This is a genomic window from Citrobacter cronae (assembly GCF_016893685.1).
Taxonomy (GTDB): Bacteria; Pseudomonadota; Gammaproteobacteria; order Enterobacterales; family Enterobacteriaceae; genus Citrobacter; species Citrobacter werkmanii.
Map to the genome: position 1 here is coordinate 4,198,791 of NZ_CP069763.1, position 14,189 is coordinate 4,212,979.

The 14,189-nt window shown below is 53.5% G+C and carries 16 protein-coding genes; 7 read left to right on the forward strand and 9 right to left on the reverse strand.

Annotation, left to right across the window (positions count from 1 at the left end):
* Positions 1–13: 13 nt before the first annotated feature.
* The 3 genes from lpxM to znuA form a co-directional block, all read right to left on the reverse strand.
* Positions 14–985 carry a lauroyl-Kdo(2)-lipid IV(A) myristoyltransferase gene (gene lpxM / locus JSN25_RS18230; RefSeq protein ID WP_085048042.1) on the reverse strand — a complete coding sequence of 324 codons (972 nt, stop codon included), beginning with the start codon at positions 983–985 and terminating at the stop codon, positions 14–16.
* A gap of 119 nt (positions 986–1,104) precedes the next feature.
* Positions 1,105–2,424 (reverse strand): murein DD-endopeptidase MepM, encoded by a 1,320-nt coding sequence (gene mepM / locus JSN25_RS18235; RefSeq protein ID WP_050764953.1) that lies wholly within the window; start codon positions 2,422–2,424, stop codon positions 1,105–1,107.
* A gap of 15 nt (positions 2,425–2,439) precedes the next feature.
* Entirely contained in the window at positions 2,440–3,384 is a 945-nt protein-coding gene (znuA, locus tag JSN25_RS18240; RefSeq protein WP_160956249.1) for a zinc ABC transporter substrate-binding protein ZnuA, read from the reverse strand.
* Positions 3,385–3,462: 78 nt separating this feature from the next.
* On the opposite strand from znuA, the gene znuC reads away from it, so the two are divergent.
* Positions 3,463–4,218, forward strand: a complete 756-nt coding sequence (znuC, locus tag JSN25_RS18245) for a zinc ABC transporter ATP-binding protein ZnuC (protein ID WP_006684140.1) — start codon at positions 3,463–3,465, stop codon at positions 4,216–4,218.
* Complete coding sequence (znuB, locus tag JSN25_RS18250; RefSeq protein WP_069324707.1) at positions 4,215–5,000, forward strand: zinc ABC transporter permease subunit ZnuB; 786 nt, start codon at positions 4,215–4,217, stop codon at positions 4,998–5,000. Before znuC ends, znuB begins: the two co-directional genes overlap by 4 nt.
* Positions 5,001–5,078: 78 nt before the next feature.
* On the opposite strand, the gene ruvB is transcribed toward znuB, so the two are convergent.
* From ruvB to aspS, 6 genes are all read right to left on the reverse strand, one after another.
* Complete coding sequence (gene ruvB / locus JSN25_RS18255; RefSeq protein ID WP_005120696.1) at positions 5,079–6,089, reverse strand: Holliday junction branch migration DNA helicase RuvB; 1,011 nt, start codon at positions 6,087–6,089, stop codon at positions 5,079–5,081.
* 8 nt (positions 6,090–6,097) lie between these two features.
* A complete protein-coding gene (gene ruvA / locus JSN25_RS18260) occupies positions 6,098–6,709 on the reverse strand; it encodes a Holliday junction branch migration protein RuvA (RefSeq protein ID WP_038641428.1) in 612 nt (203 codons plus the stop codon).
* A gap of 80 nt (positions 6,710–6,789) precedes the next feature.
* Complete coding sequence (gene ruvC, locus JSN25_RS18265; protein WP_003034867.1) at positions 6,790–7,311, reverse strand: crossover junction endodeoxyribonuclease RuvC; 522 nt, start codon at positions 7,309–7,311, stop codon at positions 6,790–6,792.
* A gap of 34 nt (positions 7,312–7,345) precedes the next feature.
* Positions 7,346–8,089 carry a YebC/PmpR family DNA-binding transcriptional regulator gene (locus JSN25_RS18270; protein WP_006684137.1) on the reverse strand — a complete coding sequence of 248 codons (744 nt, stop codon included), beginning with the start codon at positions 8,087–8,089 and terminating at the stop codon, positions 7,346–7,348.
* Positions 8,090–8,117: 28 nt separating this feature from the next.
* Positions 8,118–8,561, reverse strand: coding sequence for a dihydroneopterin triphosphate diphosphatase (nudB, locus tag JSN25_RS18275; RefSeq protein WP_038641430.1), 444 nt, complete (start codon positions 8,559–8,561; stop codon positions 8,118–8,120).
* Position 8,562: 1 nt separating this feature from the next.
* Positions 8,563–10,335 carry an aspartate--tRNA ligase gene (gene aspS, locus JSN25_RS18280; RefSeq protein WP_121529165.1) on the reverse strand — a complete coding sequence of 591 codons (1,773 nt, stop codon included), beginning with the start codon at positions 10,333–10,335 and terminating at the stop codon, positions 8,563–8,565.
* Between the two features lie 266 nt (positions 10,336–10,601).
* Between aspS and JSN25_RS18285 the strand changes: the two genes are divergently transcribed.
* From JSN25_RS18285 to cmoB, 5 genes are all read left to right on the forward strand, one after another.
* On the forward strand, positions 10,602–11,168 hold the full coding sequence (locus JSN25_RS18285; protein ID WP_038641434.1) for a hydrolase: 567 nt from the start codon (positions 10,602–10,604) through the stop codon (positions 11,166–11,168).
* Positions 11,165–11,983: a DUF72 domain-containing protein gene (locus JSN25_RS18290; protein WP_137347808.1), complete on the forward strand. Its 819-nt coding sequence runs from the start codon at positions 11,165–11,167 to the stop codon at positions 11,981–11,983. The genes JSN25_RS18285 and JSN25_RS18290 overlap by 4 nt, the downstream gene beginning before the upstream one ends.
* A 51-nt stretch (positions 11,984–12,034) precedes the next feature.
* The gene (locus JSN25_RS18295; RefSeq protein WP_038641437.1) at positions 12,035–12,430 is read left to right on the forward strand and encodes an MAPEG family protein; all 396 of its coding nucleotides are present in this window, start codon (positions 12,035–12,037) and stop codon (positions 12,428–12,430) included.
* A 40-nt stretch (positions 12,431–12,470) separates the two neighbouring features.
* Positions 12,471–13,214: a carboxy-S-adenosyl-L-methionine synthase CmoA gene (gene cmoA, locus JSN25_RS18300; protein WP_038641439.1), complete on the forward strand. Its 744-nt coding sequence runs from the start codon at positions 12,471–12,473 to the stop codon at positions 13,212–13,214.
* Positions 13,211–14,179: a tRNA 5-methoxyuridine(34)/uridine 5-oxyacetic acid(34) synthase CmoB gene (gene cmoB, locus JSN25_RS18305; protein ID WP_204525219.1), complete on the forward strand. Its 969-nt coding sequence runs from the start codon at positions 13,211–13,213 to the stop codon at positions 14,177–14,179. The genes cmoA and cmoB overlap by 4 nt, the downstream gene beginning before the upstream one ends.
* Positions 14,180–14,189: the final 10 nt, after the last annotated feature.

Below are 14,189 nucleotides of genomic sequence, written 5' to 3' on the forward strand. Positions count from 1 at the left end.
GAGAGGCCTTTTTTTATTTCTTCGGATAGAGATCTTTGCGTTTATAAGGCTCAATTTCACCCGGTTTACGCGTCTTAAGCAGTTTTAAAATCCAGGTGTATTGCTCAAGGTGTGGGGCAACAAAAATTTCCACCTCTTCGTTCATTCGTCTGGCAATTGTGTGATCATCCGCCGTCAGGATGTCATCCATCGGAGGACGTACCTGGATCGTCAGGCGGTGCGTTTTACCATCATATACCGGGAACAGAGGCACCACGCGCGCATGGCACACCTTCATCAGACGGCCAATCGCCGGTAACGTTGCTTTATAGGTCGCAAAAAAGTCCACAAACTCGCTGTGTTCAGGACCATGGTCCTGATCCGGCAAATAGTATCCCCAATATCCCTGACGTACAGACTGAATAAACGGTTTGATACCATCGTTACGCGCATGCAGGCGGCCACCGAAACGACGGCGCACCGTGTTCCAGACGTAATCGAATACCGGGTTTCCCTGGTTGTGGAACATCGCCGCCATTTTCTGCCCCTGGGAAGCCATCAACATCGCCGGGATGTCCACCCCCCAGCCATGAGGAACGAGAAAAATCACCTTTTCATCGTTGCGACGCATCTCTTCGATGATATCCAGCCCTTGCCAGTCAACCCGACTCTGAATTTTCTCTGGGCCGCGTATCGCCAGTTCCGCCATCATGACCATCGCCTGAGGCGCGGTCGCGAACATTTCATCGACAATGGCCTCGCGCTCAGCTTCACTACGCTCAGGAAAGCAGAGAGACAAATTGATCAATGCTCTGCGACGCGAGCTTTTTCCCAGTCTTCCGGCGAGCCGTCCGAGCTTTGCCAAAATAGGATCGCGGAATGATGCTGGCGTTAACGCAATCCCGGCTATCGCCGCCACGCCAAGCCAGGCGCCCCAGTAGCGCGGATGGCGAAATGATTTGTGAAACTCAGGGATATACTCAATATTCTTTTTTTTCGTTTCCATGCTCTTCCAGTGTCTGGTATCGCGAAAAGTAAATCTGCTGATAGTGTAGCGGCGCACCGTGTGCCGTACAAAATAAAAAAGCCGGCACGCATCGCGTACCGGCTCTGTCAGTGTGCTAATTAATCAAAACGCAGCTGAGGAACAACTTCTTTCACCTGTGCCAGGTAATCAGTGCGATCTGAACCGGTCAACCCTTCTGTACGCGGCAGTTTCGCCGTCAGCGGGTTAACAGCCTGCTGGTTGATCCAAACTTCGTAATGCAGGTGCGGGCCCGTTGAACGTCCGGTATTGCCTGACAGCGCGATACGGTCGCCACGTTTCACTTTTTGTCCTGGCTTAACCAATAGCTTACGCAGGTGCATATAACGCGTAGTGTAGGTGCGACCATGACGTACCGCAACATAGTACCCAGCGGCGCCGCTGCGCTTCGCGACAACCACTTCACCATCACCCACCGATAGCACTGGCGTCCCCTGCGGCATCGCAAAGTCGACACCTTTATGCGGCGCTACGCGTCCCGTCACCGGGTTCAGGCGACGTGGGTTAAAGTTCGAGGAGATGCGGAACTGTTTCGCCGTTGGGAAACGCATAAAGCCTTTCGCCAGTCCGGTACCATTTCGGTCATAGAACTTACCGTCTTCAGCGCGGATGGCGTAATAATCTTTGCCTTCAGAACGCAAACGCACGCCCAGCAGTTGGCTTTGCTCACGTTTGCCGTCGAGCATTTCGCGAGACATCAGCACCGAGAACTCATCGCCTTTTTTCAGTTTGCGGAAATCCATCTGCCACTGCATGGCCTTGATCACCGCACTGATTTCAGAGCTGGTCAGCCCGGCATCTTTAGCACTGGCAACGAAGCTCCCGCCGACTGTGCCTTTGATACGGCTGTTGACCCAATCGCCCTGCTGCATTTCGCTACTCATTTTGAAACCCGTCGCAGTGCGATCGTAAGTACGAGTTTCGCGACGAGAAACTTCCCAGGTCAGGCGTTGCAGGTCACCTTCCGCGCTTAGCGTCCAGGAAAGTTGCTGGCCAATTTTCAGGTTACGCAACTCTTTATCGGAAGCAGCAAGCTGGCTGATGTCACCCATATCGATGCCGTACTGATTCAGAATACTGCTCAGCGTATCGCCCGTAGAGACGACATACTCATGCACACCGGCCTCACCAGACGTTTTGTCATCCAGTTCATCCTGGGGGATAGCTTCATCTTCCTGAGCGGCCTGATCGATAGGTTCGCTGGCCTCAGGCAACAGAGAACGAATCTCGCTTTTTTCCAGCTCGATAGTTTTGACGATGGGTGCAGAATCGGGGTGGTAAACATAGGGCCGCCAGACAGCGACGGCCAATGTCAGTACGGTAAGCGACCCCAGCATAACGCGATGGGGTCGCGGCAGATTATTAAATGCCAGAGCGACAGAGCGGGCTATCTGTTGCACGTATTCACTTCCTCATTAATCTCCTTTCAGGCAGCTCGCATACTGGTTGGCTAATTGGTTCAAAAACGCTGAATAGCTTGTTTTACCCAGTTTGATATTCGTTCCGAGTGGATCCAACGTTCCCATTCGAACGGTTGTCCCTCTCGCGACGGCTTCAACGACCGCTGGCCTGAACTGTGGCTCAGCAAAAACGCAGGTTGCTTTTTGCTCAACCAACTGTGTTCTTATTTCATGTAAACGCTGCGCACCAGGTTGAATCTCAGGGTTCACGGTAAAGTGACCAAGCGGTGTTAGTCCGTAGTGTTTCTCGTAGTAGCCATAGGCGTCATGAAAAACGAAATAACCTTTGCCCTTGAGCGGCGCGAGCTCGTTACCTACCTGCTTATCGGTTGCGGCTAATTGTGCCTCAAAATCCTTCAGGTTGGCGTCAAGTTTGGCTCGACTTTGCGGCATAAGTTCCACTAATTTTTCATGGATTGCAACCGCTGAGGCCCGCGCTATCTCTGGGGAGAGCCAAAGATGCATGTTGTAATCGCCGTGATGGTGATGCTCGTCACTTTTTTCACCACCCGCATCGCTGTGTCCATGATCTTCATCGTCGTCGTCAGCACCTTTCATGAGTAACGGTTTCACGTCATTAAGCTGCGCAATCGTTACCTGTTTCGCGTTAGGAATATTCTTGACTGACTTTTCCATAAACGCTTCCATCTCAGGTCCAATCCACACGACTAAGTCCGCGCCCTGTAAGCGTTTTACGTCTGAAGGACGCAGTGAGTAATCGTGTTCGGAAGCCCCGTCAGGCAGCAGAACCTGGGTATCAGTTACCCCATCAGCAATGGCTGAAGCGATAAATCCCAGCGGCTTAAGAGACGCCACAACGGCAGCATTTGCCGCCTGTGTTGCACTACCCCAAAGAGCAGCGGATAATGCTGCGAAAAGAAGCGTATTTTTATGTAACATAATGCGACCAATCATCGTAACGAATGTAAGAAATGTGATATTATAACATTCTATAACTTCTGCAAGACTAAAATTGATATGACGACTTTGGTTTCACTGGAAAATGTCTCGGTCTCTTATGGTCAACGCCGCGTCCTTTCTGACGTATCGCTTGAACTTCGACCCGGTAAAATTTTGACGCTTCTCGGCCCAAATGGTGCCGGGAAGTCAACCCTGGTGCGCGTTGTTTTGGGGCTGGTAGCGGCTGACGAGGGAGTTATCAAGCGTAATGGTCAATTGCGGATTGGCTATGTGCCGCAAAAGCTGTACCTCGATACCACGCTTCCGCTGACGGTCAGTCGTTTTCTGCGCTTACGTCCCGGCACCAAAAAAGAGGATATTCTTCCGGCGCTGAAGCGCGTTCAGGCCGGGCATCTGATGAATGCGCCGATGCAAAAACTCTCTGGCGGGGAAACGCAACGCGTCCTGTTGGCCCGTGCTTTATTGAATAAGCCTCAGCTACTGGTTCTTGATGAACCGACCCAGGGTGTGGATGTCAATGGTCAGGTCGCACTGTACGATCTTATCGACCAGTTACGACGTGAACTGGATTGCGCCGTACTGATGGTTTCCCATGACCTGCATCTGGTGATGGCTAAAACCGATGAAGTGCTGTGCCTCAACCACCATATTTGCTGTTCCGGCGCGCCGGAAGTGGTTTCCATGCACCCGGAATTCATCTCAATGTTCGGGCAACGCGGCGCCGAACAACTCGGAATTTACCGTCATAATCATAATCATCGCCACGATTTACAGGGTCGTATCGTCTTACGCCGGGGAAATGGTCACTCATGATTGAATTGTTATTACCCGGTTGGTTAGCCGGGATCATGCTGGCCTGTGCCGCCGGCCCACTCGGCTCGTTCGTCGTCTGGCGTCGTATGTCTTATTTTGGTGATACGCTGGCCCACGCTTCACTGCTGGGCGTCGCTTTTGGTCTGCTGCTGAATGTAAATCCTTTCTATGCCGTCATTGCCGTGACCCTGATGCTGGCGGCCGGTCTGGTATGGCTGGAGAAGCGCCCTCACCTCGCGATCGATACCTTGCTTGGTATTATGGCGCACAGCGCGTTGTCATTGGGGCTGGTTGTCGTCAGCTTGATGTCAAACATCCGCGTGGATCTGATGGCCTACCTGTTTGGTGATTTACTCGCCGTGACGCCAGAAGATCTCATCTCCATCGCCATTGGCGTGATTATCGTTCTGGCGATTCTGTTCTGGCAGTGGCGCAACCTGCTGTCGATGACCATCAGTCCGGATCTGGCGTTTGTTGATGGCGTGAAGCTGCAACGCGTTAAGCTGTTGCTGATGCTGGTTACAGCTTTAACTATCGGTGTGGCGATGAAGTTTGTCGGGGCGCTGATTATCACCTCTCTGCTGATCATCCCTGCGGCAACCGCCCGTCGTTTCGCCCGCACACCGGAACAGATGGCAGGCGTCGCCGTTGGTGTGGGTATGATAGCGGTTACAGGGGGGCTGACCTTCTCAGCCTTTTATGATACCCCAGCAGGGCCATCCGTGGTGCTGTGTGCCGCGCTGCTGTTTATCTTCAGCATGATGAAAAAGCAGGCAAGCTAAGCGAGTGTTGCCCGGTGGCGCTGCGCTTACCGGGCCTACAAAATCGCCCTGGCCTGGTGAGCGTAGCGACTTCAGCCGCTAAGGCATCTCTGGCGGCGTGATCCCGAAATGGTTCCAGGCGCGCACCGTTGCCATTCTTCCGCGCGGCGTACGCTGCAGAAAACCTTGCTGAATCAGATACGGCTCCAGCACATCCTCAATGGTTTCACGTTCTTCCCCGATCGCCGCCGCCAGGTTATCCAGGCCGACCGGTCCACCGAAGAATTTATCGATCACCGCCAGCAGCAGCTTGCGGTCCATATAATCGAAGCCTTCCGCGTCGACGTTGAGCATATCCAGCGCCTGAGCGGCGATATCCGCCGAAATGGTGCCGTCATGCTTCACCTCGGCAAAATCACGTACCCGGCGTAATAAACGGTTGGCGATACGCGGCGTACCACGGGCGCGACGCGCCACTTCCAACGCCCCTTCATCGCTCATTTCCAGTCCCATGAAGCGGGCGCTACGTCCGACAATGTGCTGCAGATCGGCAACCTGATAGAACTCCAGTCGCTGCACAATACCAAAGCGATCACGCAGCGGGGACGTTAACGACCCGGCGCGCGTCGTCGCCCCAATCAGGGTAAACGGCGGCAGATCGATCTTAATTGAACGTGCAGCAGGCCCTTCGCCAATCATGATATCCAGTTGATAATCTTCCATCGCCGGATACAGCACCTCTTCCACCACCGGCGACAGGCGATGGATTTCATCGATAAAGAGAACATCGTGGGGTTCAAGGTTAGTGAGCATCGCCGCCAGATCTCCCGCTTTCTCCAGCACAGGTCCGGATGTGGTGCGCAGGTTGACGCCCATTTCATTGGCCACAATATTGGCAAGCGTGGTTTTACCGAGGCCAGGAGGACCAAAAATCAGCAGGTGATCGAGGGCATCACCGCGCAGCTTTGCCGCCTGAATAAAAATCTCCATTTGCGAGCGTACCTGAGGCTGGCCAATATACTCTTCCAGCAATTTAGGGCGGATCGCACGATCCACCAGGTCTTCAGGTGTCGTGCTGACAGCCGAAATCAGGCGATCTGCTTCAATCATCCTTTACCTCACAATGCCGCGCGAAGCGCTTCACGAATCAGGGTTTCACTGCTGGCATCAGGGCGGGCAATTTTGCTCACCATGCGGCTGGCTTCCTGTGGTTTATAGCCTAACGCCACCAGCGCAGCAACCGCTTCCTGCTCGGCGTCCTCCGTTGCCGGACTTGCCGGAGAGGTCAGGACCAGATCCGCCGCCGGGGTAAAGAGATCGCCATGCAGACCTTTAAAGCGGTCCTTCATTTCTACAATCAAACGCTCGGCAGTTTTCTTTCCAATGCCGGGTAACTTCACCAACGCGCCAAGTTCTTCACGTTCAACGGCATTCACGAACTGCTGGGCAGACATACCGGAGAGGATCGCCAGCGCCAGCTTCGGGCCTACGCCGTTGGTTTTAATTAACTCTTTAAATAGCGTGCGTTCTTGCTTGTTGTTGAAGCCATACAGCAACTGCGCGTCTTCACGCACCACAAAATGGGTGAAGATAATCGCTTCCTGTCCGGCTTCCGGCAGCTCGTAGAAACAGGTCATGGGCATATGCACTTCATAGCCTACCCCACCGGTTTCCAGAAGGACCAGCGGGGGTTGTTTTTCAAGAATGATGCCTCTGAGTCTGCCTATCACATGACGCTCCTGCGTTAAGGGCTAAAAGGTAATGCGCTATCATAAAAAAAGGCTGGATAGATATCCAGCCTCATTTGTCACTAACGTAACCGACCTCGCGCCAGATTCAGCCTCGACTCGCTCATTTGCATGGCATTCTGACTGACATGGCAGTGGGTAATGGCAATCGCCAACGCATCCGCGGCGTCCGCCTGCGGGTTGGCGGGCAGCTTCAGTAGCGTACGCACCATATGCTGCACTTGGCTTTTTTCCGCACTACCGATACCAACCACGGTCTGTTTTACCTGGCGGGCCGCGTATTCAAAGACCGGAAGGTCCTGATTGGTCGCCGCAACGATTGCCACGCCGCGCGCCTGCCCCAGCTTTAGCGCCGAGTCGGCATTCTTCGCCATAAAAACCTGCTCAATGGCAAAATAGTCCGGCTGGAACTGGGTGATTATCTCCGTCACGCCCGCATAAATCAGCTTCAGACGTGATGGAAGATCGTCAACTTTGGTGCGAATACAGCCGCTGCCGAGGTAGGTCAGTTGCCTGCCGACCTGACGGATTACGCCATAACCGGTAATGCGTGACCCCGGGTCAATGCCGAGAATAATAGACATCACGCATCTCCTGTTATTGTATGGCTTAACCACATCATTCTAAGGTCGCAGCAACCTCATCGGAGATTTCACCGTTGTGGTAAACTTCCTGTACGTCGTCGCAGTCTTCCAGCATATCGATCAGACGCATCAGTTTCGGTGCCGTTTCTGCATCCATGTCTGCTTTAGTGGACGGAATCATCGTCACTTCAGCGCTGTCTGCTTTCAGGCCAGCCGCTTCCAGCGCGTCACGCACTTTGCCCATCTCTTCCCACGCGGTGTAAACATCAATTGCGCCATCGTCGTAGGTCACTACATCTTCTGCACCGGCTTCCAGCGCCGCTTCCATGATGGTGTCTTCGTCGCCTTTCTCAAAAGAGATCACGCCTTTTTTGCTGAACAGGTAAGCCACAGAGCCGTCGGTGCCCAGGTTACCGCCGGTTTTGCTGAACGCATGACGCACTTCAGCCACGGTACGGTTACGGTTGTCAGACAGGCATTCAATCATCACCGCGGTGCCGCCAGGGCCGTAACCTTCATAGATGATGGTCTCCATATTCGAGTCTTCATCACCGCCCACGCCACGCGCGATGGCACGGTTCAGGGTGTCACGGGTCATGTTGTTGGACAGCGCTTTATCCACCGCCGCGCGCAGACGCGGGTTAGCATCCGGATCGCCCCCGCCCAGTTTAGCCGCCGTCACCAGCTCACGAATGATTTTGGTAAAAATTTTACCGCGCTTGGCATCCTGCGCGGCTTTACGATGTCTGGTATTGGCCCATTTACTATGACCTGCCATAAATAATATCTCCAAAAAGCGCGCCTTCTCAGGCGACGTTAATCACAAATTCTTCAATCGCCTGCCGATTACTCCACGACTTGGTTAACTGGGCGGCTTCAACCGCATTAACCCAACGATAGGTCAGATGTTCGGTGAACACGATCTCTCGTTCTGAGGGAAGTGCCAGGCAAAACCAGGATTCAGTATTACGTTCAATTCCCGGCGCATAGCGATGACGTAAATGGCTAAAAATCTCAAACTCTACCGTGCGCTGACAGTCAATTAAGGTCAGTTGCTCAGTCGCAACATCAATGGCGACCTCTTCCTTTACTTCGCGCATGGCGGCCTGCGACGCGGTTTCACCCTCTTCCAGGCTGCCGGTGACCGACTGCCAGAAGTCAGGATCGTCGCGTCGCTGTAACATCAGCACTCTCCCGGTGTCCTTTGCATAAATCACGACCAACACCGAGACAGGCTGTTTGTACTTCATATCAGTTATTCTCGGCCTTCTTCACAACCTGAATGCTCAGTTCCGCCAGCGCAGCTTCGTTAGCGAAGCTTGGCGCTTCAGTCATCAGACACGCGGCTGCCGTCGTTTTCGGGAAGGCAATAACGTCGCGAATGTTATCAGTACCCGTCAGCAACATGGTCAGACGATCCAGACCAAACGCCAGGCCCGCATGTGGCGGAGTACCATATTTTAGCGCATCCAGCAGGAAGCCGAATTTCTCGCGCTGCTCTTGCTCGTTAATGCCCAGAATACCGAATACGGTCTGCTGCATGTCACCGTTGTGAATACGTACGGAACCACCACCTACTTCATAGCCGTTGATAACCATATCGTAAGCGTTGGCAACCGCATCTTCCGGCGCAGCTTTCAGCTCAGCAGCGGTCATGTCTTTCGGCGAGGTGAACGGGTGGTGCATCGCGGTCAGACCGCCTTCACCATCGTCTTCAAACATCGGGAAGTCGATGACCCACAGCGGCGCCCATTTCGACTCGTCGGTAATGCTCAGATCTTTACCCAGTTTCAGACGCAGCGCGCCCATCGCGTCGGCAACCACTTTCTTGTTGTCGGCACCGAAGAAAATCATGTCGCCGTCTTGCGCTCCGGTACGCGTCAGAATCGCTTCCACGATTTCTGCGTTCAGGAACTTAGCCACCGGGCTGGTGATACCTTCCAGACCTTTCGCACGCTCGGTGACTTTGATGTAAGCCAGACCTTTCGCGCCGTAGATCTTAATAAAGTTACCGTAATCATCGATCTGCTTACGGCTTAAGCTCGCACCGCCCGGTACGCGCAGAGCGGCTACACGGCCTTTCGGATCGTTCGCCGGACCAGAGAACACCGCGAACTCAACGTCTTTCACCAGATCAGCGACGTCAACCAGTTCCATTGGGTTACGCAGGTCTGGTTTATCGGAGCCGTAACGGCGCTCAGCCTCGGCAAAGGTCATGATCGGGAAATCACCGAGATCCACACCTTTCACTTCCAGCCACAGATTCCGTACTAACGCTTCCATTACTTCACGCACCTGCGGCGCAGTCATGAAAGACGTCTCGACGTCGATCTGGGTAAATTCAGGCTGACGGTCAGCACGTAAGTCTTCATCGCGGAAGCACTTTACGATCTGATAGTAACGGTCAAAGCCAGACATCATCAGCAGCTGCTTGAACAGCTGAGGAGACTGCGGCAGCGCGTAAAACTTGCCTTTATGAACGCGGGAAGGCACCAGATAGTCGCGCGCGCCTTCCGGCGTCGCTTTGGTCAACATCGGGGTTTCAATGTCGAGGAAGCCGTGATCGTCCATAAAACGACGCACCAGGCTGGTAATTTTGGCGCGTGTTTTCAGGCGCTGCGCCATTTCAGGACGACGCAGATCCAGATAACGATACTTCAGACGCGCTTCTTCGGTATTGACGTGGTTAGAGTCCAGCGGCAGTGAGTCTGAGCGGTTGATGATGGTCAGATCGGACGCCAGTACTTCAATTTCGCCAGTCGCCATATCGGCATTGACGTTTTTCGCATCACGCGCACGCACGGTGCCCGTAACCTGGATGCAGAACTCATTACGCAGTTCGGAGGCCAGCTTTAACGCGTCCGCACGGTCCGGATCGAAAAATACCTGCACGATACCTTCGCGGTCGCGCATATCGATAAAGATCAGGCTACCAAGGTCACGACGACGGTTGACCCAACCACACAGAGTCACCTGCTGCCCCTCGTGGGACAGACGTAGCTGCCCGCAATATTCTGTACGCATGAGATATCCCTTAACTTTGCCGCAGGCGGATTGTCATCTGTCTCGCAGATGACGAAGTCGCAGCTTTAGCTGAATGTCACAACTGAATGAAAAAAGGCGGCTATTATACTGGAAATTCTGCCGCACGATAAGTCCGGTACTGACTGTACGCCTGTTTCCTCGACGGGCATTGCGTAATCTCACAAAAAATAACAAAAATTGTCGCCCCTTTCACACTGATTCGCGATTAAGGTGTAACGGATTTCTTATTTTTTACTGGAGTGACCATGCTGGAACTGAACGCAACAACAACCGCCCTTGTCGTCATTGACTTACAGGAAGGGATCCTGCCTTTCGCTGGCGGACCACATACGGCACACGATGTGGTTATCCGCGCCGCACGGTTGGCGGAAAAATTTCGTGCTAAGGGTTCTCCAGTAGTGATGGTACGCGTTGGCTGGTCTGATGATTATGCTGAAGCGCTGAAACAGCCGGTTGATGCCCAGGCCCCCGCCAAAGCGTTACCCGACAACTGGTGGGATTATCCGCAAGCCTTGGGCAAATGCGCCAGCGATCTGGAAGTCACCAAACGTCAGTGGGGCGCGTTCTACGGTACCGATCTCGAGCTACAGTTGCGCCGCCGGGGTATCGATACCATCGTCCTGTGTGGCATTTCCACGAACATTGGCGTGGAATCCACCGCGCGAAACGCGTGGGAGCTAGGATTCAATCTGATTGTTGCGGAAGATGCCTGTAGCGCCGCCAGTGCTGACCAGCATCAAGGCAGCATGACTCACATTTTCCCACGCATTGCGCGCGTGCGCAGCGTGGACGAGATCCTGCACGCGTTATGATCTATATCGGCTTACCCCAGTGGTCGCACCCGAGATGGGTGCGACTTGGGATCACCAGCCTGGAAGAGTATGCCCGGCACTTTAACTGCGTGGAGGGCAACACCACGCTGTATGCGTTGCCAAAAGCCGAGATTGTCACCCGCTGGCATGCACAAACCACCGATGCGTTTCGATTTTGTTTTAAGTTTCCGGCCACCATTTCACATCAGGCCGCGTTGCGTAACTGTGATGATTTGGTACAGGAATTTTTCACGCGCATGTCACCGCTGGAAGCGCGCATCGGGCAATACTGGTTACAATTACCCGCAACCTTTGCCCCACGCGATCTGTCCGCTCTGTGGCCGTTTCTCGACGCGCTCCCCAAATCCTTTACCTACGGTGTCGAAGTTCGCCATCCGGACTTCTTTGCCAAAGGCGAAGCCGAGCAGCAACTGAATCGCGGCCTGCATGAGCGAGGTGTAAACCGGGTGATTTTAGACAGTCGCCCGGTGCATGCCGCCATCCCGCATACTGAAGCGGTACGAGAAGCTCAGCGTAAGAAACCAAAGGTTCCGGTTCATGCAGTGGTAACAGCCAATCATCCGATGGTGCGTTTTATCGGTAGCGATGATATGGCACAAAACCGGCAGTTATTTGCAGTTTGGTTAACCAAGCTGTCGCAGTGGCAACAATCCACGACGCCGTATCTTTTTTTACATACGCCGGATATCGCGCAGGCTCCGGAGCTGGTAGACACGTTATGGGCGGATTTACGTAGCGCCCTGCCAGAGATCGGATCAGCACCGTCTATTCCACAGCAATCTTCTCTTTTCTGAAATTGCCACCTATCATAGACAGTGCCATCAGCNNNTTTAAAGGGAGTTTGTATGGTCAGCGCGCTTTATGCCGTATTAGGTGCGTTATTGTTAATAAAGTTCTCATTTGACGTCGTGCGCCTGCGTATGCTGTACCGCGTTGCCTATGGTGACGGTGGTTTTAGCGAACTGCAAAGCGCTATCCGTATTCATGGTAATGCGGTGGAATATATTCCTGTCGCGTTAGTGCTGCTGTTATTTATGGAAATGAACGGCGCAGAAACGTGGATGGTGCATATTTGCGGACTGATGTTGATTGCCGGACGACTGATGCATTATTACGGATTCCACCACCGGCTTTTCCGCTGGCGGCGTTCAGGCATGAGCGCGACCTGGTGTTCGCTGTTGCTAATGGTGCTGGCGAATCTTTGGTATATGCCCTGGGAGTTGGTTTTCTCCCTGCATTAGCGCACAATACGCCACTTTATTTTTCCCGGATTTTTACGTTATGTCTCACCGCGACACGCTTTTTTCTGCGCCTATCGCCAGTCTGGGTGACTGGACCTTTGATGAACGGGTAGCTGAAGTCTTCCCGGATATGATCCAGCGTTCCGTTCCCGGCTACTCCAATATCATTTCGATGATTGGCATGCTGGCCGAACGTTTCGTACAACCCAACACACAGGTCTACGATCTCGGCTGCTCTTTGGGCGCGGCGACGCTCTCGGTGCGTCGCAATATTCATCACGAGAATTGCAAAATTATTGCCATTGATAATTCCCCGGCGATGGTTGAGCGCTGCCGTCGTCATATTGACGCTTATAAGGCACCAACCCCGGTTGACGTCATCGAAGGCGATATTCGCGACATTACTATCGAAAACGCCTCGATGGTGGTGCTGAATTTTACCCTGCAGTTCCTTGAGCCACCTGAGCGCCAGGCATTGTTGGATAAGATTTATCAGGGACTGAATCCCGGCGGTGCGCTGGTGCTGTCGGAGAAATTCAGTTTCGAAGACGCTCAAGTTGGCGAGCTGCTGTTCAACATGCACCATGACTTCAAACGCGCAAATGGCTATAGCGAACTGGAAATCAGCCAGAAGCGCAGCATGCTGGAGAACGTGATGCTGACCGACTCCGTAGAAACACACAAAGCGCGCCTGCATCAGGCAGGCTTTGAGCACAGCGAATTGTGGTTCCAGTGCTTCAACTTTGGTTCCCTGGTGGCGTTGAAAGCTGAGGTTTGCGCATGATCGATTTTGGTAACTTTTATCAGTTGATTGCCAAAAATCACCTTTCCCACTGGCTGGAAACACTCCCGGCGCAAATCGCTGCCTGGCAGCGCGATCAGCATGGCTTATTTAAGCAGTGGTCGAATGCGGTGGAGTTTTTGCCAGAGTTAACGCCGTATCGTCTGGACTTACTGCATAGCGTCACCGCAGAAAGCGAGCAACCACTTAGTGACGGTCAGCTCAAACGCATCGACACCCTGATGCGGAACCTGATGCCATGGCGTAAAGGGCCATACTCGCTCTACGGCGTCAATATTGATACCGAATGGCGCTCAGACTGGAAATGGGATCGCGTCCTGCCGCATTTATCGGATCTTACCGGCCGTACCATTCTCGATGTCGGCTGCGGCAGCGGATATCACATGTGGCGTATGATTGGCGCGGGGGCGCACCTGGCGGTGGGCATCGATCCTACGCAATTGTTTCTGTGCCAGTTTGAAGCGGTGCGTAAACTGCTGGGCAACGATCAGCGCGCACATTTGCTGCCGCTGGGTATTGAACAGCTTCCGGCGCTCAACACCTTTGATACCGTGTTTTCCATGGGCGTGCTGTATCATCGACGTTCACCGCTGGAACACCTGTGGCAGTTGAAAGATCAGTTGGTTAAAGAGGGTGAACTGGTACTGGAAACGTTGGTTGTCGAGGGTGATGAAAATACCGTACTGGTGCCGGGTGACCGCTACGCGCAGATGCGTAACGTCTATTTTATCCCCTCTGCGTTGGCGCTAAAAAACTGGCTGGAAAAATGCGGATTTGTTGATGTGCGCATCGCCGATGTCTGCGTCACCACCACCGAAGAGCAGCGCCGCACCGAGTGGATGATAACCGAATCGCTGGCCGATTTTCTCGACCCGAACGACCACAGTAAAACGGTTGAAGGCTACCCCGCCCCATTACGCGCAGTATTGATTGCGCGTAAGCCGTAATAGATTGCCG

What these genes read in the sequence shown, in the direction of transcription:
- cmoA (WP_038641439.1), top strand. Translation starts at nt 12,471, where the DNA reads ATGTCTCACCGCGACACGCTTTTTTCTGCGCCTATCGCCAGTCTGGGT.
- ruvC (WP_003034867.1), bottom strand. Translation starts at nt 7,311, where the DNA reads ATGTCTATTATTCTCGGCATTGACCCGGGGTCACGCATTACCGGTTAT.
- znuB (WP_069324707.1), top strand. Translation starts at nt 4,215, where the DNA reads ATGATTGAATTGTTATTACCCGGTTGGTTAGCCGGGATCATGCTGGCC.
- JSN25_RS18295 (WP_038641437.1), top strand. Translation starts at nt 12,035, where the DNA reads ATGGTCAGCGCGCTTTATGCCGTATTAGGTGCGTTATTGTTAATAAAG.
- aspS (WP_121529165.1), bottom strand. Translation starts at nt 10,335, where the DNA reads ATGCGTACAGAATATTGCGGGCAGCTACGTCTGTCCCACGAGGGGCAG.
- ruvB (WP_005120696.1), bottom strand. Translation starts at nt 6,089, where the DNA reads ATGATTGAAGCAGATCGCCTGATTTCGGCTGTCAGCACGACACCTGAA.
- JSN25_RS18290 (WP_137347808.1), top strand. Translation starts at nt 11,165, where the DNA reads ATGATCTATATCGGCTTACCCCAGTGGTCGCACCCGAGATGGGTGCGA.
- JSN25_RS18285 (WP_038641434.1), top strand. Translation starts at nt 10,602, where the DNA reads ATGCTGGAACTGAACGCAACAACAACCGCCCTTGTCGTCATTGACTTA.
- JSN25_RS18270 (WP_006684137.1), bottom strand. Translation starts at nt 8,089, where the DNA reads ATGGCAGGTCATAGTAAATGGGCCAATACCAGACATCGTAAAGCCGCG.
- lpxM (WP_085048042.1), bottom strand. Translation starts at nt 985, where the DNA reads ATGGAAACGAAAAAAAAGAATATTGAGTATATCCCTGAGTTTCACAAA.
- znuC (WP_006684140.1), top strand. Translation starts at nt 3,463, where the DNA reads ATGACGACTTTGGTTTCACTGGAAAATGTCTCGGTCTCTTATGGTCAA.
- znuA (WP_160956249.1), bottom strand. Translation starts at nt 3,384, where the DNA reads ATGTTACATAAAAATACGCTTCTTTTCGCAGCATTATCCGCTGCTCTT.
- nudB (WP_038641430.1), bottom strand. Translation starts at nt 8,561, where the DNA reads ATGAAGTACAAACAGCCTGTCTCGGTGTTGGTCGTGATTTATGCAAAG.
- cmoB (WP_204525219.1), top strand. Translation starts at nt 13,211, where the DNA reads ATGATCGATTTTGGTAACTTTTATCAGTTGATTGCCAAAAATCACCTT.